Origin of the sequence: Pandoraea pnomenusa, assembly GCF_000767615.3 — a bacterium.
Lineage (GTDB): Bacteria > Pseudomonadota > Gammaproteobacteria > Burkholderiales > Burkholderiaceae > Pandoraea > Pandoraea pnomenusa.
Genome location: NZ_CP009553.3, coordinates 1,877,340 through 1,901,202, shown reverse-complemented (window position 1 = coordinate 1,901,202; position 23,863 = coordinate 1,877,340). Strand labels below are relative to the sequence as shown.

The window sequence follows — 23,863 nt, the reverse complement described above, 5'->3', positions numbered from 1 at the left end:
GATCGTTCTTCGGCGAATCCGAATATCTTAAATGAACTCATGACGCGCTGCACATTCGGCAGATTCCGGGACCGCATCGGACCAACCCCCTAGGGGCCTCACGCGTATAATCGGCCAACGTCTTTCAATTATCGCTCTCGGTCCCGTGTCAGATTTCCCACCGAATTCCCCGTCTGCCGCAGACGGCAACGCATCGGCTCACACGTCGCCGTCCCCTTCCGACGCATCCGCGACGTCGGGCCAGTCCGGCGCGTCGACTTCGTCCGAGGCATCGGCATCATCGTCCGCCTCAAACGCTCGCTCACATGCGGCACGACTGGCACGACGCGGCGCACGGCGCTCCCAGCGACTCTGGCACAACTACGGTGTGTTCTGGCTTGGCGCGGTACTCGTGGGTCTGGTGTCCGTGGCGTACGCCAAGCTGGTGGACTTCGGTTTCGAGCTGTTCCAGCGCATGCTGTCGCATGGCTTCTGGCTGCCGCTCGTCATTACGCCGCTCGGTGCCTCTCTGGCGATCTGGCTGACGCAGAAGTTCTTCCAGGGCTCCGAAGGCAGCGGCATACCGCAGGTCATCGCCACATTGCAGGACGCACGCCTTTCCAAGACGCTGCTCTCCCTGCGCATCATGATCGGCAAGATCATCGTGTCGTTTCTTGGAATTCTGTGCGGTTTCACCATTGGACGCGAAGGGCCGACCGTCCAGATCGGCGCGTCGCTGATGTATGCCATGCGACGCGGCTATCGCCGCAGCAGCGTGCACATCGAGCGACAACTGGCACTCGCAGGCGCTGCCGCGGGGCTGGCGGCAGCGTTCAACACACCGCTTGCCGGTGTCGTTTTCGCCATTGAAGAGTTGAGCCGCAGTTTCGTGGCACGAAGCAGCGGCACGCTGATCACGGCGATCATTTTTTCCGGCATCGTGGCACTCGGCTTGCAGGGCAATTATCTGTATTTCGGACACATCAAGGCGCTCAGCGACCTCACCTTCGCGCTGATCCCGGTGCTTATCGGCGCGAGTGTGCTGACAGGGGTGGCGGGCGGGGCATTTGGCTGGCTGATGCTGAACGTACCGCGCTGGATGCCGGCGCCGCTCGTCGGCCTGCGTCGCGCGTATCCGGTGCGGTTTGCCTTCCTGTGCGGGCTGGCGATCGCCGTCATCGGCATCGTCTCCGGCGGCACGACCTTCGGCAGCGGCTACGCCGAGGCACGCGGTCTGCTCGAATCGCATGCGGCGCTGTCGCCGTTCTACGCCCTGCTGAAGTTCGCGGCACTGAGCGTGTCGTATCTGTCTGGCATTCCCGGCGGCATCTTTGCGCCGTCGCTCGCCATTGGCGCGGGACTGGGCAACGTCATGGCGCACGTCACATCCGTGGTGCCACTACCGGCGATGGCCGCCCTGTGCATGGTCGGGTACCTCGCCGCCGTCACGCAGTCGCCGATCACGTCTTTCGTGATCGTGATGGAAATGATCGACGGCCATCAGATGGTGATCCCGCTGATGGCCGTGGCGCTGCTGTCGACCCAGGTGTCGAAGACCATTGCGCCGTCGTTCTACCACACACTCGCGCACCGGTTCCTCACGCCCACGGTGCCGGCACCGCGTCAGGCCTAGCGCCGGACGAAGCGAAAATAAGCGCGCGAGCGGCGCCGCCGCTCTCGCGCGACGCGCCCCCCCGCTCACCACGCCACACGTCACGCCGGTCGCCGACGTTACGTCGCTTACGTGAGGGCGTGCGGCGCTCAGGTCTTCGTGCTCAGTTCCCGGATATCGGCCGCCAGACGTTCGACCGTCTCCGGTCGCGTGTCCCAGGCGCACATGAAGCGGCAGCCACCTGCGCCGATGAACGTATAGAAGCGCCACCCCTTCGCGCGTAACGCTTCGATAACGTGCAGAGGCAGCTCCGCGAACACGGCATTGGCCTGCGTCTCGAACATCAGCGACACGCCGGGCAGATCGCGGATCCGCTGCGCCAGGTGTCGTGCCATCGCATTGGCATGGCGCGCATTGCGCAGCCAGGTGTCGTTTTCCAGCATGCCGAGCCACGGGGCGGAAATGAAACGCATCTTCGACGCCAGTTGCCCGGCCTGCTTCACCCGGTAGGCGAAGTCCTCGGCCAGCGACCGGTTGAAGAACACCACGGCCTCTCCCACCGGCAGACCGTTCTTGGTACCGCCGAAACACAGGACGTCGACACCGGCGCGCCAGGTCACATCCCCGGGGTGGCAGCCCAGCGTGGCCACGGCGTTGGCAAAGCGCGCGCCGTCCATGTGCACTCGCAGGTTGCGCCGCTTTGCCACGGCGGCGATCGCCTTGACCTCATCGACCGTATAGACCGTGCCGACCTCGGTGGCCTGGGTAAGGGTCACCACCCGGGGCTTCGGGAAGTGGATATCGGAGCGGCGATTGATGACGGATTCCACGGCGTCGGGCGTGAGCTTGCCGTTGTTCTCGCGTCCGCGCGCCGTGAGCAGCTTGGCGCCGTTGGAGAAAAATTCGGGGCCGCCACATTCGTCCGTCTCGACGTGTGCCAGTTCGTGACAGATCACGGAGTGATACGACTGCGAGAGCGACGCGAGGGCCAGCGAATTCGCCGCCGTACCGTTGAACACGAAGAAGACCTCGCAGTCGGTGTCGAACAGTTGCCGAATGCCGTCGCACACACGCTGTGTCCAGCGGTCGTCGCCATAGGCGACTTCATGGCCGCTGGCGTTGGCCTCGATCAGATAGTGCAGCGCCTCCGGACAGATACCCGCGTAATTGTCCGATGCGAAATGTTGTGGCGTTGCAATCGCCTCGTCGCTCGTGGCGCGATGGGCTGCGGCGTGGGCGTTCGATGCGGGCGGGACTTGCGACATGACAACCTCTTCGATACGGCGGACGGGGCGACACCCGCCCCGCCACTGACTTTGCCTGGCACCGGCAGGCGCGGAATCACTCGGGCCGCGGATCCGACCAGAGCGTGCCGCCCGTGGCCCAGTTCTCGCGCTTGATGTCGGTGATGATGATGTCCACGGATTCCGGCGAACAACCAAGGGTGGTCACGGCAGCTTCGGTCACGGCTTTCACGAAGGCGCGCTTTTGCTCGACCGTGCGCCCCTCGAACATCTCGACATGAAACGTTGGCATTGCAGTCTCTCTCCTTGTGTGATTATGGCAATCGGTGAATCGGGGACCCGACATCCCCGGCGTTGCGCGCGAGCGGCGCTCAATCGCGAAACGAGGCGTCCATTCTATCGAGTTTGCGCAGCAGTGCCGGCCATTCCAGCACGCCTTCGACGGCACCGCCGTCCTCGAGTTGAAGCGCCGTCCTGTCCTGCACAGCCACGCTCGGCAAATGCGGCGTGGCACCGCCCGTCAACGCCTGCAACTGGATCTCGCAGGCCTTGATCAACGTGGCCATCAGCACGAACGCTTCGGCCACCGTGCGCCCGGTCGTGAGCGTGCCATGGTTGCGCAGGAGCATGGCCGGGTGCGATCCGAGCGAGGCCACGAGCCGCTCGCCTTCGGCGGGCGAGAACGCCAGACCTTCGTACTCGTGATAGCCGATGCGCTCGTGAAAGCGCAGCGCGTGCTGAGAGATCGGCAACAGGCCGTGAGGCTGGATCGACACGGCAATGCCCGCGGTGTTGTGCAAATGCATGACACAGACCGCATCGGCCCGCGCGGCGTGCACGGCGCCGTGCAGCGCAAAGCCCGTCACGTTGACCGGATGTTCGCTCTCCCCGACGATCTCGCCGTTCATCGTGATCTTGACGAGGTTCGACGCCGTCACTTCGTCGAACGAGAGACCGAACGGGTTGATCAGGAAGTGACCGGGCTCGCCGGGCACCATCGCGGAGATGTGGGTGTAGATCATGTCGTCCCAGCCGTGCAGGGCCACGAGACGATAGCAGGCCGCGAGATCGACGCGCATCCGACGTTCGGCGTCGCTCATGGCCGTGGCGGCTTTTCTGCCCGCCTGCAAGGTAAAGGACATACGCGAGGCTTCCGGAGTTGTCGTGTGGAGAATCGATGGAAATTCAGAAGCAAATCAAGGCGCGAGTTCACGCGAACGCCGCCAGTCCCACACGAACCCGACGGCACCCAGCAGGAGTACACCGGTCGCGCACAGCAACGCGGCCGTGAAACTGCCGGTGGCAGCGACCAGCGGTGCGGCTACCAGTGGGCCGACGATCTGCCCGATCCCATAGGATGCCGTGACCAGCCCGATCAGGCCATTGGCGTTGTCCCCACGCAAACGACGGCATTCACGCACCGCATACACCGTAATGGCGGTAAATGGCAGGCCCACGAGCACGCTGCCCAGGGCGAAGCCCGCCACGTTCGGCAGAACGATGCCGATGCCCACGCCCACGCCTTGCATGACGTAGCAGGCCGCGAGCAGCAGGCGGTTGTCCCACGCAAGCGGCGCACGCGCGCCGATGATGGCGCCGGGAATCACCATCAGGCCGAGCAGCGGAAAGAAAAGATCGGGCCAGGGCGAACCGGGCAGCGACTGCCGCGCGATCACCGGCAGAAACGTCGCCGTGATGATGTAGCCGAACCCCGCAAAGCCGTAGAGCACGGTGACCGGAATCACGTTCTCGCCGCTGCCGTGATTGACCGCATGCGGCGCCGCATGGCCCGCGGCGCCGTCCGACGTCTTGACGGCGGCAGGTGCGTCGGCCACGAACGTGCGCCAGATCGCGACGAGCAGGAGCATCGCCAACCCGCCGCACAGCAGCCAGCCACCGCGCGCCGGCCAGGAGAGCTTGTCGTTCAGGCTCGCGAGCAGGCCCGTCACCACGATGCCCGCGCCGGGGCCGGCGAAGATCACGCCGCCCAGGCTGGGCATGCGCAGCTCACCGAGCTTGCGAAACCCCCAGCCGGCCGAGAACACCATCGCCCATGCGCTCATCACGCCAGCGAGCGTGCGCACCACGGCCCAGACGGCAAACGAATCCAGTAAGCCCATGGCCAACGTGAGCACGACCGTTGCGGCAAGCGCAAACCGGATGATCCATGTCGGCGTGAAGCGCAGCCACATGCACGACAGCGCGCCGATGAAGTACCCGGCGTAGTTCAGCGATGCGAGCCAGCTGCCGTGCTGGATGTCGGTGAGCTTCTCGTGAAGCATCAGCGGCAGCATCGGCGTGAACGCGAAGCGCCCGATGCCCATGGCGATGGCGAGGGCGAGCATGCACGACAGGGCGATATGCCAGGCCGCCCGTTCGGGTGAAGGCTGGCGCGGCGGGACGGACCGTTCGGAATCGGCGAGTGTGGCTGGCATGGCGTGAGTGGGGGGGGATTCTCATGCGGCGCTCCTCGTTCGGCGCGCCGGGTTTGCCGAATACTTTACATGCAAACCATCGAGCACTGCGCAGGTTCCCTTGTGCAAAAAGGGGCAATGAGCGCCCTATGAAAGCAAAACGCGCACCGAAGTGCGCGTTTTGCCTTGTGCTCCCGACGTTGCGTGACGACGCCGGGCGCGCCGATCGGACCGCCAGCGCTTACAGCTTGCCGGCCACCCAGCCCTGCACGCCGGCCAGCGCCTGCGGCAGTTGCGACGGATCGGTGCCGCCGGCCTGCGCCATATCGGGTCGGCCGCCCCCCTTGCCGCCGACTTGCTGGGCGACGAAGTTGACGAGTTCACCCGCCTTGACCTTGCTGGTGAAGTCGGCCGTCACGCCCGCGATCAGGCTGACCTTGCCGCCGTCGACCGCAGCCAGCACGACGGCCGCGCTGCCCAGCTTGTCCTTGAGCTTGTCCATCGTCTCGCGCAGCGTCTTGACGTCGGCACCTTCGAGTTGCGCGGCCAGTACCTTCAGGCCGTTGACGTCGACGGCCTTCTCGACGAGTTCGTCGCCCTGGCTCGAAGCCAGCTTCGACTTGAGCGCCGCCAGTTCCTTCTCCAGCGACTTGACCTGCTCCTGCACCTGCGCGATGCGCGGCGAGAGTTCGGCCGGCTGCGTCTTGAGCGCAGCCGCCGCCTCGTTGACCTGATCGTCGAGCTTCTGCACGAAGCGCACCGAGTTGTCGCCGGTGATCGCTTCCACGCGACGAATGCCGGCAGCCACACCGCCTTCCATCACGATCTTGAACAGACCGATGTCGCCCGTGCGGCTCACGTGCGTGCCGCCGCACAGTTCGCGCGACGAACCGATGTCGAGCACGCGCACTTCGTCGCCGTACTTCTCGCCGAAGAGCGCCATCGCGCCACCCTTGACGGCATCGTCGAACGACATCAGCGCCGCCTGCGTCGGCGCGTTGGCCAGTACCTCGGCATTCACGATGTCTTCCACGCGACGAATTTCGTCGGCGGTCATCGCGGCGTTGTGGGCGAAGTCGAAGCGGGTCTTGTCGGCATCGACGAGCGAGCCCTTTTGCTGCACGTGCGAGCCGAGCACTTCACGCAGCGCCTTGTGCATGAGGTGGGTCGCCGAGTGGTTGCGCACGGTGCGCGCACGACGCACCGCATCGACCTGTGCCGTGACGGTGTCGCCCACCTTCAGCTCGCCGGACTCCAGCGTGCCGTAGTGACCGAACACGTCTGCCTGGATCTTCTGCGTGTCCGACACGCCGAAACGCGCGCCGCCAGCAGTGATCAGCCCCTGATCGCCCACCTGACCGCCCGACTCCGCGTAGAACGGCGTGGTATCGAGCACCACGATGCCCTGCTGGCCCGCGGCGAGCTTGCCCACGCTCGTGCCGTCGACGTAAAGCGCCGTGATCCGCGCGCCTTCGAGCGCGAGCGTGTCGTAGCCCTGAAAGCGCGTCTTGTCGCCGGTGTACTCGAGGGCGGTCGCCATCTTGAACTTGCCGGCCGCGCGCGCCTGTTCGCGCTGGCGCGCCATGGCAGCGTCGAAACCGGCTTCGTCGACGGTGATGCTGCGCTCGCGGCACACGTCCGCGGTCAGGTCGAGCGGGAAGCCGTAGGTGTCGTGCAGCTTGAAGGCGAGTTCGCCGTCGAGCGTGGTCACGCCGCGCTTGGCCAGATCCGCAAGCGCACCTTCGAGAATCTCCATGCCGTTCTCGATGGTCTCGCCGAAGCGTTCCTCTTCCTGCCTGAGCACGTCGGTCACGCGTTGCTGCGCCTGCGCCAGTTCCGGATAGGCCACGCCCATCTCGGCCACCAGATCCGGCACGAGCTTGTAGAAGAACGGCGTCTTGCAGCCGAGCTTGTAGCCATGGCGGATCGCGCGGCGGATGATACGACGCAGCACGTAGCCGCGCCCCTCGTTGCCCGGGATCACGCCGTCGACGATCAGGAACGAGCAGGCGCGGATGTGATCGGCGATCACCTTGAGCGAATTCGCGCTCAGGTCGGTCACGCCGGTCTCACGCCCGGCAGCCTTGATCAGGTGCTGGAACAGATCGATCTCGTAGTTGCTGTGCACATGCTGGAGCACGGCCGCAATACGCTCGAGCCCCATGCCGGTATCCACGCAGGGCTTGGGCAGGGGCGTCATGTTGCCCTGCTCGTCGCGGTTGAACTGCATGAACACGAGGTTCCAGATCTCGATGTAGCGATCGCCGTCTTCTTCCGGCGATCCCGGCGGGCCGCCCCACACATCGGCACCGTGATCGTAAAAGATTTCCGAGCACGGGCCGCACGGACCGGTGTCGGCCATCTGCCAGAAGTTGTCCGAAGCGTAGCGCGCACCCTTGTTGTCGCCGATGCGGATGATGCGCTCGGTCGGCACCCCCACTTCCTTCGCCCAGATGTCGTAAGCCTCGTCGTCTTCCTTGTAGACGGTCACCCACAGCTTGTCCTTGGGCAGTTTGTAGACTTCCGTGAGCAGCTCCCACGCATACTGGATCGCTTCGCGCTTGAAGTAGTCGCCGAACGAGAAGTTGCCCAGCATTTCGAAGAACGTGTGGTGACGTGCCGTGTAGCCCACGTTCTCCAGATCGTTGTGCTTGCCGCCGGCGCGCACGCTGCGCTGGGCCGTGGTCGCGCGCTTGTACGGACGCGTCTCGAGACCGAGGAAGACGTCCTTGAACTGCACCATGCCGGAGTTCGTAAACAGCAGCGTGGGGTCGTTGGACGGCACGAGGCTCGACGAGCGCACGATGGTGTGCCCCTTCGACTCGAAGAAGTTGAGGAATTTTTCCCGAATGTCTGCGACTTTCATAGCGTGCGTGAGAGCGTGGGGACCGGGCCAGACAAGGCGTCTGGCGGGATATTTTGCAAACTTTTGATTATACGGGAAATCGGCCCGCCCACCGCGTCGCCGCGCCAACCGCAGTGCGAAACGACGCTGGTCAGCGCACCCCGCGACGCCGTAGACTTTGCGTCACAAGTTCCGCATTGCAAAACATCGTTCCGCATGTGATTTTCCTGAATTCGCATTGCGGGACCGACAACGACACGAAGGAGATAACGAACGATGGGTGCGCTGAGTCATATCCGGGTGCTCGACCTTTCGCGTGTGCTGGCCGGGCCGTGGGCCACGCAGAATCTGGCGGACCTGGGCGCCGACGTCATCAAGGTCGAACGCCCCGGCGTGGGCGACGACACGCGCAGCTGGGGCCCGCCCTACCAACGCGACGCCGAGGGCCGCGACACCGCCGAAGCCGCCTACTACCTGGCGGCGAACCGCAACAAGCGCTCGCTCACGCTCGACATCTCGCGCCCGGAGGGCCAGGCGATCGTCAGGGCACTCGCGGCGCAAAGCGATGTCGTGGTCGAGAATTACAAGGTCGGTCAACTGGCGAAGTACGGCCTGGACTACACGTCGCTCAAGGCGGTCAAGCCCGATCTGGTGTACTGCTCGGTGACCGGTTTCGGCCAGACCGGCCCGCACGCCTCGCGCGCGGGGTACGACTTCATTATTCAGGGCATCGGCGGCTTCATGAGCGTGACCGGCGAGCGCGACGCGCTGCCCGGCGGCGGTCCGCAGAAGGCGGGCGTCGCCATTGCGGACCTGATGACGGGCATGTATGCGAGTCTCGCGATCATGGCCGCGCTCACGCACCGCGACCGCACCGGCGTGGGCCAGTACATCGACATGGCGCTGCTCGACACGCAGGTCGCCATGCTCGCCAACCTCAACACGAATTATCTGGCCAGCGGCAATGCGCCGGTGCGCTGGGGCAACGCGCATCCGAACATCGTGCCGTACCAGACGTTCCAGACCGGCGACGACGGCTGGATCATCGTCGCGGTCGGCAACGACGGACAATTCCGCAAGTTCGTGGAAGCGGGCGGCGAGCCCGCGCTGGCCGACGACGAGCGCTTCGCGACCAATCCGTCACGTGTGCGTCACCGTGAGGTGCTGGTGCCGCTGCTCGCACAGATGGTGCGCAAATTCGGCAAGGATGCGTGGATCGACAAGCTCGAGGCGCTGGGCGTGCCGTGCGGGCCCATCAACACGTTGCCGGAAGTCTTCGCGCATCCCCAGGTGAAGGCCCGCGGCATGGAGGTGGCATTGCCGCACCCGTCGGGCGGCACGGCCCGGCTCGTGGCCAGTCCGATGAAGATGAGCGAGACGCCGCCCGAGGCGCGCACCGCGCCACCCACGCTTGGGCAGCACAGCGACGACATCCTTCGCGAGCGCCTGGGCTTCGACACCGAGCGGATCGCCCGGCTGCGCGCCGACGGCGTCGTCTGACCCCGCGACGGCCTCCCCCCCCGGCGCGCTCGGCGCGCCGGGAAGACGTTGTTACTCGTAGCGCCGACCGTCGGCCAGCAAGGCGGGGGTTTCGATCACCGCGTTCAGGCCGTCGAAGTCGAGCATCCGTTCGCGCCACGCGGCGGTGGTGCCCTGCGCGAGCAGGTTGCCATAGTAGCCCTGTAGCGTATGCGCCACGGCGCGCGCGGTGCCCCCCGGGAAGATGACGATGCGAAAGCCGATGTCGGCGAGCGCCTGCGCGCTTTGCACCGGCGTCTTGCCACCCTCGACCATGTTGGCGAGCAACGGCACGCGCGTGGCAAAACGCTCGCATGCCGCCGTCATCTGCTCGGTCGTGCGCAACGCCTCGATGAACAGCGCATCGGCACCGGCCGCCAGATACTGCTCGGCGCGATCGAGCGCGGCCTCCAGCCCCTCCACCGCGATCGCGTCGGTGCGCGCGAGGATCAACGTGTTCGCGTCATGACGGGCATCGACCGCCGCGCGAATCTTGCCTGCCATTTCCTGTGCGGGAATCACGCCCTTGCCGTCGAGATGACCGCAGCGTTTCGGAAAGGTCTGATCCTCCAGTTGGATCATGGCCGCGCCGGCGCGTTCGAACCCCCGCACCGTGCGCTTGACGTTCAGCGCGTTGCCGAAGCCGGTATCGGCGTCGACGATGACCGGCACCGACACCCGCTCGGCAATACGCGCGACCGTGTCTTCCACTTCCGGGTAGGTGGTCAGCCCGATGTCGGAGCGCCCGAGCCGCGTGTAGGCAATGGAGGCCCCGGACAGATACAGCGCTTCGAAGCCGGTCTGCGCCGCGATCAGCGCGGAGAGTGCGTCATAGACGCCCGGCGCGAGCAGCACGCCCTCGTTCAGGCGCGCCTTCAGGGACGACGTTGTCGTCATGGGGAAATCTCCTGTGAAGTTGGCGAGATGGCGAGCGCATCGATCGCCGTGTGCGCGGCGATGAAGCCTCCCGCGACGGCCGAGAGCAGCCCGTTGCCCGACAGATAGCCCCAGACCGCGTTGCCCGATACGCCGCGCGCCGCGCCGCCAGCGGCGAGCAGGTTCGGCAGCGCGGTGCCGTCCGGGCGCAACACCCGGCAGTGGGCGTCGATGTCGAGCCCGCCTTGCGTGTGAAACAACGCGCCGGTGACCTTCACGGCGTAGTACGGAGCCGTGAGCGCGCGGGAGAAGCGGCGCCCGTCGGCCGCCGCGACGCCCGGCGCCACACTGTCGAGCGTGGCGCGCAGCACGTGTGCCTCGCAGCCGATGGTCGCCGCGAGGGCCTCGACGTCGGGGCATGTCCTGAGCGCCCCGGCGGCCTCTGCCTCCTGAAAATCGGGGAACGTGCGCGCCAGCGCCAGCGTTTGCGCGTCGAACACGTTCCAGGCAATGCCGCCCGGCTGCGCGAGCACATGCACCGCCGCTTCCGAATAACCGTGCGTTTCGTCGTGAAACCGCCGCCCTTCGCGATTGATCTGCACACCGCCGTCCATGATGACGGCCCAGGAAATCAGCACGCCGTGCGGACTCGCCCAGGACCCGTGCCCCTGATACCCGCCAAGGTCGGCCTGGGCCGCGCCCAGCGCGCGCCCCCAGAGCAAGGCGCTGCCATCGTTGCCCTCGTGGCCGCCGTAGACCGCATCGGCCATCTCGGGGAGCCATTCGGCACGCAGCGCCGCGTTGCCGCCAAAGCCGTTGCAGGCAAGCAGCAGGACGTCGCAGCCGAGGTACTCCATGGCACCGTCGGGACGCACGCCGCCCACCGCCCGCACCCGCCCCGTCTCGTCGACCCAGAGTTCGCGCACGAGGGTTCGGGTAAGGATCGCGGCGTCGGTTGCCTGCACGGCGCGTTCCAGCGCGGCCATCAACGCCGCGCCAGTGCGCTCGGGCAGGCTGTGCATGCGCCGCACGGAGTGCCCCGGATACAGAAAGCCATCGAGGATCTCGAACGTCAGCCCGTGCCGGGCAAGCGCATCCATCGCCGGACCCGACGCCTCGGTATAGGCGCGCACCAGATGGGCCGCAGCGGTGCCATCGGTCTTCGCCATGATGTCGGCCGCGAAACGCGCGGGACTGTCGTCGATGCCGGCGGTGCGCTGCACCTCGCTGCCGCTGGCCGGAATGAAGCCGGACGAGAGCGCCGTCGAACCGCTGGGCATGGCGTCGCGCTCGAGCACCACGCAATCGACGCCGGCATCCTGCAATATCAGCGCGGCGCTCAGGCCGCAAGCACCGGCGCCGACGATCACCACGCTGACCTGCGGCAGATCGTCCACCGGCGGCTGTCCGCGCCGAATCACGGGCGCGCTCGCCGAAGCCGCGCCGCTCATCCTGCAATCAGGCCGGCGAAGGCCTCGCAAGTCACGATCTCGCCCACGGTGCGAAGGTCGGCCAGTGCGGCGTCGTGCATGGCAGGCGTGGGCGCGGCGCAACCGTCGCCGAGCACGAGCACGCGATAGTCGCGCATGTGCGCGTCGCGTGCCGTGCTGGCGACACCGCCGTTCGTCACGATGCCGCACACCGCGACCGTGTCGATGCCCGCACGGCGAAGCACCCAGTCGAGCTGCGTGTTGAAGAACGCCGAATAGGCGACCTTCCACACCGAGACATCCACGTGCGGGGCCAGCAGCGCGACCGTGCCATGGCCCGGCGAGCCGGCGACGAAATCGCCCCGGCGCAGGAACGGGCGCAACTGCCGCAGATGCGGCGAGATCATCGGCTCGCCGGACGCATCCGGCCAGAGCGTGAACTGGCTCGCCGCCACGAAGCCACCGGCCGCCTTGAGCGACGCGGCCACCGGCGCGACACGCGCGGGCAATGCCTGCGCCTCGCGCGTGGCCGCCCCGCCCCGGTCGTAGGCGCCGCCCGGCGCGATGAAGTCGTTCTGCAGGTCGACGATGACAAGCGCGGTGCGCGTCGCGTCGAGCCCGGACGTCGTTTGTGTCATTGCAAACTCCGTTGTGCGCACGCCGCTCAGGCGTCGCGCGTGATCAGCAGGTTGCCCAGGGCGTCGACGCGTCCCGAGAACCCTGGCTCCAGCCAGATCGTGGTGTCCGACTGCTCGAGGATCGCGGGGCCGGCCACGGTAGCGGCGACCGGCAAGTCCAGGCGCGCGTAGCGTGCGGCGTTCCACCACTGTCCGGCGTGATAGACGCGCTGTGTGCCGAGCGACTCGGGCATCGCGCCGGCCTGCGGCGCGAGCACGGCCAGGTCGAACTTCGGGCGCACGCCGATGCGCGCGTAGCGCAGGTTCATGATGCGCACCGGAATGCCCTCGAGCGCGCGACCGAAGGCGTCGCGGTACGCGGTCTCGAACGCCCGGGCAATGCCGTCGCGATCGAGCTGCTCGCGCGTGACGGGCACGCGCACCGTATGGCTCTGGCCCACGTAGAGCATGTCGAGCTCGACGATCTCGCGCACGCCTTCGAAGCGCACGCCGGCGGAGTCGAGGCGCGCCTGGCAGGCCTCGGCCAGCGCTTCGACGCGTGCCACGAGATCTGCCGTATCGAGCGCGGCGAGCGGCTGGTTGAGCGTTTGCACGCTGTCATGTCGCATGTCGGCGATCACGCAGCCCAGCGCCGAGGTCACGCCCGGGTAGCGCGGCACGATGCCCGTGGTCGTGCCGACTTCGCGCATCATCGCGCACACGTGCAGCGCGCCGCCGCCACCGAAGGGCATATAGGCGAACTGGCGCGGATCGTGGCCGCGCTCGATCGACACCAGGCGAATGGCGCCGGCCATCTTGGCGTTGGCGACGGTGAGCATCGCCTCGGCGGCGGCGTACACGTCGAGGCCGAGCGGTTTGGCCACATGCTCGTCGATGGCGCTGGCGGCAAGGCTCGCGTCGAGTTTCGCGAGCAGACCGCCACCCAGCGGCCGGTCGGCGGCAATGCGCCCGAGCAGCACGTTGGCGTCGGTCACCGTCGGTCGCGTGTTGCCGCGTCCGTAGCACGCCGGGCCGGGAATGCTGCCCGCCGATTCGGGACCGACCTGCAACAGGCCGCCCGCATCCACCGATGCGATCGAGCCGCCGCCGGCGCCGATCGTCTCGATCTGGATCATCGGCGAGCGCACCACCATGCCGAATTCGATGGACGTCTGCGCCGAGAGCGACGCCTCGCCGCCCGCCACGAGCGACACGTCGAACGACGTCCCGCCCATGTCACCCGTCACCACGTTGGCGAAGCCCGCGGCCCGCGCGATGGCCGCACAGGCGATCACGCCGGCAGCCGGCCCGGAGAGCGCCGTGCGCACCGGCACGTCGCACGCCGTCTGACGCGACATGATGCCGCCGTTGCTCTGTACCACGAGCAGTTCGCCGCCGAAGCCGCGCGCCTTCAGGTCGCTCTCCAGACGCGTGAGGTAGCTGCCCACCACCGGCTGGAGCGACGCGTTGAGCGTGGCCGTCGAGCATCGCTCGAATTCGCGAATCTCGGGCAGCACCTCGGTCGCCGCCGTCACGTTGCCGTTGGGCCACAGCGCCCGCACCGCGGCCACGGCGCGCTGCTCGTTGACCGGATTCGCGTAGGCGTTGACGAAGAACACGCACACGGCATCGCAGCCCGCCTCGAGCAACTCGCGCGCGGCCGCTTCCACCTGGGCAATGTCTACATCCGTATGGACCGTGCCGTCGGCCAGCACCCGCTCATCGACCTCGAGACGCAGGTCGCGCGGCACGATGGGTGTGAAGTTGCCGCGCAGGCCCCAGGTGGCCGGGCGATCGCGGCGCCGCATTTCGAGCACGTCGCGAAAGCCTGTCGTGGTAATAATGCCGGTGCGTGCCACCTTGCGCTCGAGCAGGGCATTCGTGCCCACGGTCGTGCCGTGCACGATCGTGGCGATACCGCCCGCGCCGCGTCCCTGCGTGTCGACACGCTCGATGCCGTTCATGAAGCCGCGTGCTTCCTCGCCGCGCGTGGAGGGTACCTTGACGATACGCGCCACGCCGGCGGCTTCGTCGAGGACGAACAAATCGGTAAACGTGCCGCCCACGTCGACGCCGACGATCGTTGATGCTTCGCTCATGCCTGTTGCTCCTTCTCGCGCGCGTCGTTCGCGCCGGTCGTCACATATCCCATCGCGCGGTCGTGCGCGCGTGCCGCGGCGTCACGCGCCGCCGGCGCGCCGTAGCCGCCCCCGCCCGGCGTCTCGAGCCGCACGCGCTCCCCGCGCGCGAGCTTGATGCCGAGCATCTTCGAAGCCATCGGCGGCGTATGCCACTGGCCGTCGTTCTGATAGCGAAACACGTTGGGCACCGACGCCGCGCCACCCGCAATGCCTTGCGGCGCCGAGCGTCCGCGCTCGCCGAACACGAACGCTTCCGCGCTGTCCTCGAGCAGTTCGATTTCGTAGATGGCGCCCAGGCCACCGCGATGCCGTCCGTCGCCGGCGGAGTCGGGGCGCAGCGCCCACTGCGTGAAGCGCACCGGATACGCGGCTTCGAGAATCTCGATCGGGGGAATGGTGGCCGTCGAGATCGGCGCGTTGCCATGCGACAGACCATCGCCGTCGCTGTGTCCGCCGTGGCCGCCGCCGAAGAAGCTGAACATCACCCAGCGCTGACCGCGCCGCGCCGGGTCGGTGCGGTAGCCGGCGATCGAGAGCGCATTGATGGTGCCGTACGCCTGCCCCATCGCCCGCTCGGGCGCGGCTTGCGCCATCGCACAGAAGATCACGTCGATCATGCGCAGGATGGTCTCGGTATAGCCGCCCACCGGACGCGGGCGTTGCGCCGAGATCAGCAACCCGTCGGGCAGCTCAAACCGTACCGCGTCGAGCACACCGGCATTGGCGGGCACGTCCGGGAACAGGTGCTTGAGCGCCACGTAGCACGCCGCGATGGCGGTCGCGCGCGAGATGTTCACCGGCCCCATGCAGGCGGGCGACGTCCCCGTGAAATCGAGCGTGAGCGACTCGCCGGCCACGCGCATGCGCAGCGCGATCGTCAGCGGCTCGTCGCGCACGCCGTCGTTGTCGAGCGTGTCCTGATAGACGTACTCGCCATCCGGCAGCGCGGCCACGTGCGCGCGCATGAGCTTCACGGCGCGCTCGCGCAATTGCGCCAGCGCGTCCTGCACCGTGCCGTCGCCATACTCGTCGAGCAGATCGGACAGACGCCTCGCACCGAGTTCGAGCGCGGCGAGTTGCCCGTTCAGATCGCCCCAAAGGCTGTCGGGCAAACGGGTATTGGCCTTGAGGATCGCGAGCACGTCCGCGTCGAGCTCGCCGCGCCGTACGATGCGCACCGGCGGGATCTGCACCGCTTCCTGCCAGCATTCGGTCGCGGCCGGGTTGTAGTTGCCCGGCACCGCGCCGCCCACGTCGTGCCAGTGCGCGGCGGACGCCAGAAAGCAATAGAGCTTGCCGTCGCGGAACACGGGACGCACGAGTTTGAAATCGTTCGCGTGCGTGCCGCCTTCGTACGGATCGTTGAAGAGCCAGACGTCGCCGTCGATCATGCCGCCGCGCTCGGCGGCCGTGCGTGCGGCCGCCTGCACGGCGAAGGCCATCGCGCCGACGAAGACCGGCAGGCCGGACTTGCCCTGCACGAGGGTCGCGCCGGTCGCGGCGTCGTAGATGCCGTGGCAGGCGTCGTGCGCCTCGGCGATGATGGGATTGAAGGCGCTGCGGTAGAGCGTCGCGTCCATTTCGTCGGCGATCTGCTCCAGCCGTCCTTTGAGGACCGCCAGGGTGACGGGATCTAGCATGAAGAAACTCCGTGTGATGTCGGTTGGGATGCCGCGCTGCGCCGCTTGAGCAGATTGAGCAGGCCGCCGGCGTCGACCATGTCGAGGAGGAACCCCGGCACGCTCTCGCAGGCGAGCCGGCTGCCATCGGCACGCTCGACATAGCCCTCGCGCGGCGCGAGCCGCAGGTCCTCGCCTTCGGCGATTCGCGACGCGTCGGCGCAGGTGAGCAGCAACAGCCCCACATTGAAGGCATTGCGGAAATAGAGGCCGTTGAACGACGGTGCGATCACCGCGCGCACGCCCAGGTGCACCAGCGCGGCGGCCGCCTGTTCGCGCGACGAGCCAATGCCGAAGTTCGGCCCGGCCACGAGCACGTCGCCCGGTCGCACGCCCGCGGCGAACTCCGGGCGCACCCGATGCAGGCAGTGGCGTGCGATCTCGTCGATGCCGAACTTCATGTAGGCGCCGGGTGCGAGCGCGTCGGTATCGATATCGGCGCCGACCACCCACGCGCGATGCGTGTCGGCGTCAGTCGCGTGGCCGCTCGCCTCGGGCCGACCGGAAGAAGACGTTGGCGTTGTCATGATTCAGGAGAGGCAATGAAAATGTTCGGGAAGTCCGGCGCGCATCACGCCAGCAGTTCGCGCGGGTCCGCGATGCGGCCGGTGAGCGCGGCGGCGGCCACCGCATAGGGGGAGCCCAGATAGACCTGGGCCGTCTCCGAACCCATGCGTCCCTTGAAGTTGCGCGCCGTGCTCGAGAGCACGGTCGCGCCTTCGGGAATCGAGCCGCCGTAGCCCGCGCAGGCGCCGCAGGTATTGGCGAGCACCTGGGCACCGGCCTCCACGAGCACGTCCATCACGCCTTCGCGCGCGGCCTGCGCCTGATCGCGCGCCGAGGCCGGCGCCACCACGAAGCGCATGCCCCTGGCGACCTTGCGGCCCTTGAGCACGCGGGCGGCGGCCCGCAGGTCGTCGAGCTTCGCACCGGTGCACGCGCCGAGATAAGCCACGTCGACCGTAACGTCGGCGAACTCGCCGATTGCGTGCGTGTTGGCCGGACTATGCGGCGCCGCCACCTGCGGGGCGAGCGAGCCCGCGTCGAACACATGCAGTTCGGACGGCGCATCGGCGTCGCCTTGCCAGCGCGCGATGTCGATGGCCTCCGTCACGCCGACCGAACGCAGATAATCCACGGTCGTCTCGTCGGGCGCGATCAGTCCCACCTGCGAGCCAAGCTCGGCGCTCATGTTCGAGAGCGTCATGCGCTCCTGCATCGACAGGGCGCGCACGGCGTCGCCGCAGAACTCGATCGCCTGGTAGCGTCCGCCGTTCATGCCGAAGCGACCGATCATGTGGAGCATCATGTCCTTGGCGCTCACGCCGTCGGCGAGGCGCCCGTCCCAGCGCATGCGGATCGTGTCGGGCACCTTCACCCAGATCTCGCCGGACACCGCCACGCCGAGCATCTCGGTGCTGCCGATGCCGAACATGTACGCGCCGAACGCGCCGCCGGTCGGCGAATGCGAGTCGCCGCCCACGCAGAACATGCCGGGGCGCAGGTGGCCGTGCTCGGGCACCACCACGTGACAGATGCCTGCCGAGTCGTACACGTTGGGCAGCGCCTGCGCGCTCGCCCAGTCGCGCGCAATGCGCACGATGCGCCGCGATTCGTCGTCCGATTCCGGCACGTAGTGATCGATGACAAGCACAACCTTCGATTTGTCCCACAGCTGAGCGCCGAGCGATTCGAGCATCGGCTGCAGGCGGCGCGGGCCGCTGGAGTCGTGGAACATCGCGAGATCGACACGACAGGTGACGATCTCGCCCACGGCCACGGTGTCGCGGCCACACGCGGCAGCCAGCAGCTTTTGCGTCAGAGTTTGAGGCACGGTCATTCCCTTACATTCCCAGATACGCACGCCGCAGATCGTCGCTCGCAAGCAACTCGGCGCAAGTGCCGCTGTGGCGGATTTCACCGTTCTCGAGCACGTAGCCGCGCTGCCCGGTTTCGAGCGACTGGCCCACGTTCTGCTCGACGAGCAGGATCGACAGGCCCTCGCGCTGCAAGCGCGCGATGAGCGAGAAAAGCTCCTCGACCATGAGCGGCGAGAGGCCGAGCGACGGTTCGTCGAGAATCAGCAGGCGCGGCTCGGCCATCAGCCCTCGGCCAATGGCAAGCATCTGCTGCTCGCCGCCGGACATCGTTCCGGCCGCCTGATCGATACGCTCGCGCAAACGCGGAAACAGATCGAGCATCTTCTCCAGGCTGCGTTCGCGCGACGCGCGGGCGCGGGCAAACGCGCCGAGCGACAGGTTCTCGCGAACGCTCAGGTTCGGGAAAATGCGGCGCCCTTCAGGCACCTGGATCAGCCCCGCCTTGACCATGTCGCGGTAATGCCGGCCGGTGAGATCGTGCCCGTCGAAGCGAACCCGCCCGCCCCAGACCGGGTTGATGCCGGACAGCGTGTTGTTCAGCGTCGACTTGCCCGCGCCGTTGCTGCCGAGCATCACGACGATCTCGCCCTCGCCGACGGTGAGATCGACACCGCGCAGCACCTCGACACGCCCATAACCGGTGCGCAGGCCTTCGACTTCGAGCAGATGGGTCATTGCGCACCTCCGGTTTGCGCAGCGAGCCGCGCCGCCGTGCCATGCCCCAGATAGGCCTCGATCACGGCGGGGTCGGTCGTCACCTCGCGAGGCGTGCCCGACGCGATCAGCTTGCCCTGCGCGAGCACCCAGACGTGCTCGGCCAGGCTCATCACGGCGCGCATGACGTGTTCGATCATCAGCACCGTCACGCCGCTCGCGGCGATATCGCGCACCACGGGAATCATTTCGTCGATCTCGCTTGGATTGAGCCCCGCGAGCACTTCGTCGAGCAACAGCAGGCGCGGGCGAGTGGCCAGCGCGCGGGCGAGCTCGAGCCGCTTGCGGCCGCACACGGTGAGGTCCGCCGCCGGCTTGTCGAGCTGCGCCTGCAAATTGGTTCGGTAGGCGATTTCCTCCGCGTCGCGCAGCGCGGCGCGGCGCTCGCGCAGATGCAGATGGGCACCCACGGCGATGTTCTCGCGCACGGTCTGCGCCCCGAACGGCTGCACGATCTGGAACGTGCGGGTGAGCCCCTGGCGCGCCGTTTCGTACGGTGCCTGCCCGGTGATGTCGCGCCCCTGGAATTCCACGCGTCCGGCGCCCGGCGTCAGAAAGCCGGACAGCAAACCGAACAGTGTGGTCTTGCCCGCGCCGTTCGGACCGACGAGGGCGGTCAGCGTGCCGGCCCTGACGGACAAGCTCACGTCCTGCACCGCCTTCAGGCCGCCGAACGTGATGGACAGGCCTTCGGCCTTCAAAAGAATGTCAGACACGGGCGTTCTCCTCACGCGATGCGGTACGCGTCTCGTCCGCCGCGGTTCCCTGCGCCACGGCCTTGCGTTCCATGCCGAGCACGCGTCGGATCGAGGCCCCGGCGCCCGTCATGCCGCGCGGCAGGAACATCACGATCAGGATGAGCACGGCGCCGTAGATCACCATCGACAGGCCGGGCAGTTCGCCGAACAGGTTGCGCGTGAATTCACCGAGCGCGTAAAGGACGGCTGCGCCGAGCACCGGGCCCCACAGCGTGCCGAGCCCGCCGACGATGGCCCCGACCAGCGCCTCGACCGAGATGGTCGAGCCGAACGCGATGCCCGCGTCGATGTACTGGAACATTTGCACGTAGCACATGCCGGCCGCCGCCATGAAGCCGCCCGACAGCGCAATCGCGCCCAGCTTCACGCGCAGCGGGTTCACGCCCACCGCACGGGCCGCATTCTCGTTGTCGCGCACGGCCTGTAGCCACGCGCCGAAGCGCGAGTGCCGCAACCACGCCGTCACCAGCAGCGCCGCCATCACGAACACGAGCAGCAACGCCGCATAACCGCGCGGGGATGCGAACTGCAAATTACCCACGCTTTGGCGCAGCGGCACCATCAGGCCCACGCCCGCGCCGGTAAAGGGCAGCGACACGGCCAGAATGCGGAACACCTCGGCAAAGGCCAGCGTGACCAGAGCGAAATACGACCCCTTCAGGCCATAACGAAACGTCACCGCGCCGAGCGCCACGGCAACCGCCGTGCCCATGGCGATCGCGAACGGCATGGCCAGCCACGGGTTCCAGCCCCATTGCAACTGGGCAATGGCCTGGGCGTACGCCCCCACGCCGAAGAACAGCGCGTGGCCGAACGACAACTGGCCGCCGAACCCGCCGAGCACGTTCCACGACTGCGAGAGCAGCACGGCGTAAAACGTCATCATCAGGAACGACAGCCACACGCCGGACTGCAACGTGAGCAGCAGCGCGGCCATCGCCACGCCGAACAGCACAATCATTCGAAGATCTTTCATCGTTGGCTCCTGCTCCCCCGGTTCATGCCCGTGCACCGAACAGCCCCTGCGGACGCAGCAGCACGACGATGATGAAAATGGCGAAGATGCCCATCTGCCCGAGCGAATCGCCGAGCCACAGCCCGCCGAGCGACTCGACCACGCCGATGAGCAAGCCACCCACCAGCGCACCCACGAAGCTCCCCATGCCGCCCAGCACGACGATGGTGAAGGCCACCAGCACGAAACCGCCGCCGACCTGCGGGTTCACGTAGTACGCCGGCATGAGAAAACACGCCGCCGCGCCCACGCAGGCCATGCCGATCCCGAACGACAGCGCGTACACCCGTTCCACGTCGATGCCCATGAGCTTCGCGCCATGCTTTTCCTTGGCGACGGCCCGAATCGCGCGGCCCAGATCGGTGGCGCGCATGATCCAGAACAGCACGGCCGCCGCGGCGAGCGCCCCACCAAATGCGATCAGCTTCGGCACGGCGAGCATGACGGGGCCAACGTCGACCGTGGCCAGTGTGTACGGCGTGTCGATCGTATGGGTGTCGGACTTGAACCACACGAGTGCCAGGTTCTCCAGCACGATGGCCAGGCCGAGTGTGACCAGCAGAATGTTCTCGTCCTTGCCGTGGCTCGCTCGCTCGATCACCACGCGCTGCAACGCGTAGCCCAGCGCGAACATGCCCAGCGTGACGAACGGCAGCGCGACATAAGGGTCGATGCCGAGCTTTTCCTTGAGCAGCCAGACCGCGTACAGCGCCACCATCAACGCCGCGCCGTGCGCGAAGTTGATGATGTGCAGCACGCCGTAGACCAGCGTGAGGCCCAGCGCGATGAGCGCATAGACCGCGCCGGTCGTCAGGCCGTTGAGCACGGCCGACAGGAGAATGACCGGGTCGAACATCACGTCAGGCCTTGAGCGGGAAGACCGGCGCGACCTGACGGTAGCTGTCCGGCAGAATGACCTTGATGTCGCCGCCCGAGACCTGCGTGAGCAGCGGCTGGGCGCCCAGGTTCTGGCCCTTCTCGAACTTCGTCGGGCCGTACGGCATCAGGTGGTCCTTGAACGTGCTCGATGCGAGCGCCGCCGTGATGGCCGCGCGATCCACCGACTTGGCGCGCTCGATCGCGTCGGCGAGCAGCATCATGGCCGTGTACGTCATGAACACTTCGTAGCTGAAATAGGCGCCCTTCGCTTCCGTACGCTTCTTGAGCGTCGCCACGCGCGGGTCCTTCGGATTGAACCAGTGGTTGCAGTCGATGATGCCGTCGGCGATGTCCGGGAACTCCTTGAGGAACTTGTAGCTCGAGGCCGCGCCGCCGAGCACCGAGTAGATCGCTTTCGGACGCACCTTCTGCTGTTTCATCGCGCGCAGCAGCAAGGCGTACTCGTTGTAGTAGTTCGCCGGAATCACGATGTCCGGATTGACCGAGCGCATGCGCAGCACGATATTGTTGAAGTCGCGCGTCGGATTGGCGTGCTTGATCACTTCCTTGATCTCGAAACCGCGCGCGGGAAGTTCCTTCTGCAACAGCGCCGCCGTGCCGGTGCCGAAGAGCGATTCCTCGTGCACGATCATCACAGTCTTCGCCGGCTTGCCTGCCGCGTTGTTCAGCGCGGCGAGATCGTCGACCGCGCGCATCGAGCACATGCGATACCCAGGGCCGAAACGAAACGTGTTGGTCAGCCCGCGCTCGACGATCTGATCCGCGACGCCGACGTCGACCACGTGCGGCAAGCCGTACTTCGCGGCCGTTTGCGTGGTGGCGAGGCAAATCGCCGACGCGTAGGCGCCGACGATGGCGGACACGCCGGCTTCGTTCATCTTCTCGACTTCGGCCGAACCGGCTTCGGGACGCGATTGCGCGTCGCCCAGCATGGCCTCGATGGGCGCGCCGCCGAGCGACTTGATGCCGCCGGCCGCGTTGATGTCCTCGATGGCGAGCAAGGCGCCGAGGCGGCACTGCTGGCCCGAATAGGCGAGTGCGCCGGTGACCGGGTGCAGCACGCCGATCTTGACGGGTTTTCCGGCGGCGTGCGCCAACCACGGCGCGCTGGAGGTGGCGGCCAGAGCGGCCATGGCGGTGGACTGGCGCAGGAACGTGCGACGCGAACTCATGTGTGGGTCTCCGGACTTGATCAGTGGAATTGGGCAGACAGTTCTTCGCTGACCCAGACCTTGGCGTCGATGTCGCCGACGCGCGAGAGTTGAAGCTGGTACTGGTAGCGATCGGGGCGATACAGGCCTTGCAGCAGTTGCACGGGGCGGTCGGCGACGTCGCGCACCAGGCGCGTGACCGCGAGCAACGCGGAGCCGACGGCGATGTCGAGGTGGCGCGCCACGACGGCGTCGGCCAGGCGCGCGGAAATGGTTTGGGTCGCGCCGCCGAGTTCGACGCCGGCCTCTTCGAGCAGCATGAGCAGCGGCTTGCGTTCGAGGTCGTCGCTGCGAATCTCGGCGATGTCCTTCGGCACGTGCGTGGTGATGTACGACAGCGGGCCGGCTTGCGTGCTGCGCACGCGAACACTCTTGTAGACCGGAGCGCCGGGGGTCAGCGCGAGCGCCTCGGCCACAGCGTCGCTCGCACCGACCACGGACGATTCGAGCACGGCCACGTTCGTGCGCAGGCCCATGTTGACGATGTTCTCGAGCAGACCGGTCAGGTGCGCCTTCTCACGCGAGATACCGGGGCCTTTGCCGCCGCCGGTGCGTTGTCCGGCATGCAGCGGCCACGTCCCCAGTCCGGGGCGGCGCACCACGAGCCCATCGGCCACGAGCATCTCCATCGCCTTGCGGATCGTAATGCGTGCCACACTGAACTGATCGGCCAACAGATGCTCGCCGGGCACGCCGTCGCGATCGAAACGTCCCTCCTGCAGTTGCTCGCGCAACACGAGGTAGATCTGGTGGTACTTCGGCAGCGGTAGTGGGGTATCCATGCGACGATTCTGGAAGTGTCATAATGTCCGGTCAATAGAACAAATAAGCAGACAAAATGTCCCATCGGGAAAACACCTAAGCCCTGTGCGAGGATTTTCCGGCGATGCGCGGAGGCACTTCAAACCCAGGCGGAACAAGGACCTTCACGGTGCCGCGCAGCACGGCTCGTGAGCTGCGCGGCACGCGTTTGCGGCGGCGATATCGGGCTCGCGCGGCGTCCCGCTCGCCCGTCCGCAGGACGGGCGTC

The 23,863-nt window shown here is 67.1% G+C and carries 20 protein-coding genes; 2 read left to right on the top strand and 18 right to left on the bottom strand.

Annotated elements, in window-relative coordinates; genetic code table 11:
- Nucleotides 1-367 precede the first annotated feature (367 nt).
- Nucleotides 368-1,612, top strand: coding sequence for a chloride channel protein (locus LV28_RS32605; protein ID WP_024788772.1), 1,245 nt, complete (start codon nt 368-370; stop codon nt 1,610-1,612).
- A 128-nt stretch (nt 1,613-1,740) separates the two neighbouring features.
- On the opposite strand, the gene LV28_RS32600 is transcribed toward LV28_RS32605, so the two are convergent.
- The 5 genes from LV28_RS32600 to alaS all read right to left on the bottom strand — a co-directional run bounded on the left by LV28_RS32600 (nt 1,741) and on the right by alaS (nt 8,115).
- The gene (locus tag LV28_RS32600) at nt 1,741-2,790 is read right to left on the bottom strand and encodes a threonine aldolase family protein (RefSeq protein ID WP_038621264.1); all 1,050 of its coding nucleotides are present in this window, start codon (nt 2,788-2,790) and stop codon (nt 1,741-1,743) included.
- Between the two features lie 142 nt (nt 2,791-2,932).
- Nucleotides 2,933-3,127: a 4-oxalocrotonate tautomerase gene (locus LV28_RS32595; RefSeq protein ID WP_038618069.1), complete on the bottom strand. Its 195-nt coding sequence runs from the start codon at nt 3,125-3,127 to the stop codon at nt 2,933-2,935.
- A gap of 79 nt (nt 3,128-3,206) precedes the next feature.
- Entirely contained in the window at nt 3,207-3,977 is a 771-nt protein-coding gene (locus LV28_RS32590; RefSeq protein WP_038618072.1) for a class II aldolase/adducin family protein, read from the bottom strand.
- Between the two features lie 54 nt (nt 3,978-4,031).
- Nucleotides 4,032-5,270, bottom strand: coding sequence for a YbfB/YjiJ family MFS transporter (locus LV28_RS32585; RefSeq protein WP_038618075.1), 1,239 nt, complete (start codon nt 5,268-5,270; stop codon nt 4,032-4,034).
- A gap of 220 nt (nt 5,271-5,490) precedes the next feature.
- A complete protein-coding gene (alaS, locus tag LV28_RS32580; protein WP_023871754.1) occupies nt 5,491-8,115 on the bottom strand; it encodes an alanine--tRNA ligase in 2,625 nt (874 codons plus the stop codon).
- A gap of 255 nt (nt 8,116-8,370) precedes the next feature.
- Here alaS and LV28_RS32575 point away from each other — a divergent pair, with 255 nt between their 5' ends.
- The gene (locus tag LV28_RS32575) at nt 8,371-9,594 is read left to right on the top strand and encodes a CaiB/BaiF CoA transferase family protein (RefSeq protein ID WP_038618078.1); all 1,224 of its coding nucleotides are present in this window, start codon (nt 8,371-8,373) and stop codon (nt 9,592-9,594) included.
- A gap of 51 nt (nt 9,595-9,645) precedes the next feature.
- Here the strand turns inward: LV28_RS32575 and LV28_RS32570 are convergent, their stop codons facing one another.
- From LV28_RS32570 to LV28_RS32510, 13 genes are read right to left on the bottom strand one after another with little or no spacing between them, the layout of a single operon-like run.
- A complete protein-coding gene (locus tag LV28_RS32570; RefSeq protein WP_023871756.1) occupies nt 9,646-10,509 on the bottom strand; it encodes an isocitrate lyase/PEP mutase family protein in 864 nt (287 codons plus the stop codon).
- A complete protein-coding gene (locus tag LV28_RS32565) occupies nt 10,506-11,939 on the bottom strand; it encodes an FAD-dependent oxidoreductase (protein ID WP_038618080.1) in 1,434 nt (477 codons plus the stop codon). The genes LV28_RS32570 and LV28_RS32565 overlap by 4 nt, the downstream gene beginning before the upstream one ends.
- On the bottom strand, nt 11,936-12,556 hold the full coding sequence (locus LV28_RS32560; protein WP_023595253.1) for a cysteine hydrolase family protein: 621 nt from the start codon (nt 12,554-12,556) through the stop codon (nt 11,936-11,938). The genes LV28_RS32565 and LV28_RS32560 overlap by 4 nt, the downstream gene beginning before the upstream one ends.
- A 26-nt stretch (nt 12,557-12,582) precedes the next feature.
- Nucleotides 12,583-14,634, bottom strand: coding sequence for a hydantoinase/oxoprolinase family protein (locus tag LV28_RS32555; protein WP_023595252.1), 2,052 nt, complete (start codon nt 14,632-14,634; stop codon nt 12,583-12,585).
- Nucleotides 14,631-16,316: a hydantoinase B/oxoprolinase family protein gene (locus tag LV28_RS32550; RefSeq protein ID WP_023595251.1), complete on the bottom strand. Its 1,686-nt coding sequence runs from the start codon at nt 16,314-16,316 to the stop codon at nt 14,631-14,633. Before LV28_RS32550 ends, LV28_RS32555 begins: the two co-directional genes overlap by 4 nt.
- On the bottom strand, nt 16,310-16,882 hold the full coding sequence (locus LV28_RS32545) for a LeuD/DmdB family oxidoreductase small subunit (protein WP_023595250.1): 573 nt from the start codon (nt 16,880-16,882) through the stop codon (nt 16,310-16,312). Before LV28_RS32545 ends, LV28_RS32550 begins: the two co-directional genes overlap by 7 nt.
- Nucleotides 16,883-16,926: 44 nt before the next feature.
- Nucleotides 16,927-18,195, bottom strand: a complete 1,269-nt coding sequence (locus LV28_RS32540; RefSeq protein ID WP_023595249.1) for a 3-isopropylmalate dehydratase large subunit — start codon at nt 18,193-18,195, stop codon at nt 16,927-16,929.
- A 4-nt stretch (nt 18,196-18,199) separates the two neighbouring features.
- Entirely contained in the window at nt 18,200-18,910 is a 711-nt protein-coding gene (locus LV28_RS32535; protein WP_038618087.1) for an ABC transporter ATP-binding protein, read from the bottom strand.
- On the bottom strand, nt 18,907-19,665 hold the full coding sequence (locus LV28_RS32530) for an ABC transporter ATP-binding protein (RefSeq protein ID WP_023595247.1): 759 nt from the start codon (nt 19,663-19,665) through the stop codon (nt 18,907-18,909). The genes LV28_RS32535 and LV28_RS32530 overlap by 4 nt, the downstream gene beginning before the upstream one ends.
- The gene (locus LV28_RS32525) at nt 19,658-20,683 is read right to left on the bottom strand and encodes a branched-chain amino acid ABC transporter permease (protein WP_081326844.1); all 1,026 of its coding nucleotides are present in this window, start codon (nt 20,681-20,683) and stop codon (nt 19,658-19,660) included. The genes LV28_RS32530 and LV28_RS32525 overlap by 8 nt, the downstream gene beginning before the upstream one ends.
- A 22-nt stretch (nt 20,684-20,705) precedes the next feature.
- A complete protein-coding gene (locus LV28_RS32520) occupies nt 20,706-21,578 on the bottom strand; it encodes a branched-chain amino acid ABC transporter permease (RefSeq protein ID WP_023595245.1) in 873 nt (290 codons plus the stop codon).
- A gap of 4 nt (nt 21,579-21,582) precedes the next feature.
- The gene (locus LV28_RS32515) at nt 21,583-22,794 is read right to left on the bottom strand and encodes an ABC transporter substrate-binding protein (RefSeq protein ID WP_023595244.1); all 1,212 of its coding nucleotides are present in this window, start codon (nt 22,792-22,794) and stop codon (nt 21,583-21,585) included.
- A 20-nt stretch (nt 22,795-22,814) separates the two neighbouring features.
- Nucleotides 22,815-23,615, bottom strand: a complete 801-nt coding sequence (locus LV28_RS32510) for a GntR family transcriptional regulator (protein ID WP_023595243.1) — start codon at nt 23,613-23,615, stop codon at nt 22,815-22,817.
- Nucleotides 23,616-23,863 lie beyond the last annotated feature (248 nt).

Coding starts and splice junctions, on each gene's coding strand:
- LV28_RS32545 (WP_023595250.1), bottom strand. CDS start 16,882: ATGACAACGCCAACGTCTTCTTCCGGTCGGCCCGAGGCGAGCGGCCAC.
- LV28_RS32565 (WP_038618080.1), bottom strand. CDS start 11,939: ATGAGCGGCGCGGCTTCGGCGAGCGCGCCCGTGATTCGGCGCGGACAG.
- LV28_RS32560 (WP_023595253.1), bottom strand. CDS start 12,556: ATGACACAAACGACGTCCGGGCTCGACGCGACGCGCACCGCGCTTGTC.
- LV28_RS32525 (WP_081326844.1), bottom strand. CDS start 20,683: ATGAAAGATCTTCGAATGATTGTGCTGTTCGGCGTGGCGATGGCCGCG.
- LV28_RS32570 (WP_023871756.1), bottom strand. CDS start 10,509: ATGACGACAACGTCGTCCCTGAAGGCGCGCCTGAACGAGGGCGTGCTG.
- LV28_RS32540 (WP_023595249.1), bottom strand. CDS start 18,195: ATGACCGTGCCTCAAACTCTGACGCAAAAGCTGCTGGCTGCCGCGTGT.
- LV28_RS32535 (WP_038618087.1), bottom strand. CDS start 18,910: ATGACCCATCTGCTCGAAGTCGAAGGCCTGCGCACCGGTTATGGGCGT.
- LV28_RS32515 (WP_023595244.1), bottom strand. CDS start 22,794: ATGAGTTCGCGTCGCACGTTCCTGCGCCAGTCCACCGCCATGGCCGCT.
- alaS (WP_023871754.1), bottom strand. CDS start 8,115: ATGAAAGTCGCAGACATTCGGGAAAAATTCCTCAACTTCTTCGAGTCG.
- LV28_RS32555 (WP_023595252.1), bottom strand. CDS start 14,634: ATGAGCGAAGCATCAACGATCGTCGGCGTCGACGTGGGCGGCACGTTT.
- LV28_RS32575 (WP_038618078.1), top strand. CDS start 8,371: ATGGGTGCGCTGAGTCATATCCGGGTGCTCGACCTTTCGCGTGTGCTG.
- LV28_RS32585 (WP_038618075.1), bottom strand. CDS start 5,270: ATGCCAGCCACACTCGCCGATTCCGAACGGTCCGTCCCGCCGCGCCAG.
- LV28_RS32595 (WP_038618069.1), bottom strand. CDS start 3,127: ATGCCAACGTTTCATGTCGAGATGTTCGAGGGGCGCACGGTCGAGCAA.
- LV28_RS32550 (WP_023595251.1), bottom strand. CDS start 16,316: ATGCTAGATCCCGTCACCCTGGCGGTCCTCAAAGGACGGCTGGAGCAG.
- LV28_RS32520 (WP_023595245.1), bottom strand. CDS start 21,578: ATGTTCGACCCGGTCATTCTCCTGTCGGCCGTGCTCAACGGCCTGACG.
- LV28_RS32590 (WP_038618072.1), bottom strand. CDS start 3,977: ATGTCCTTTACCTTGCAGGCGGGCAGAAAAGCCGCCACGGCCATGAGC.
- LV28_RS32510 (WP_023595243.1), bottom strand. CDS start 23,615: ATGGATACCCCACTACCGCTGCCGAAGTACCACCAGATCTACCTCGTG.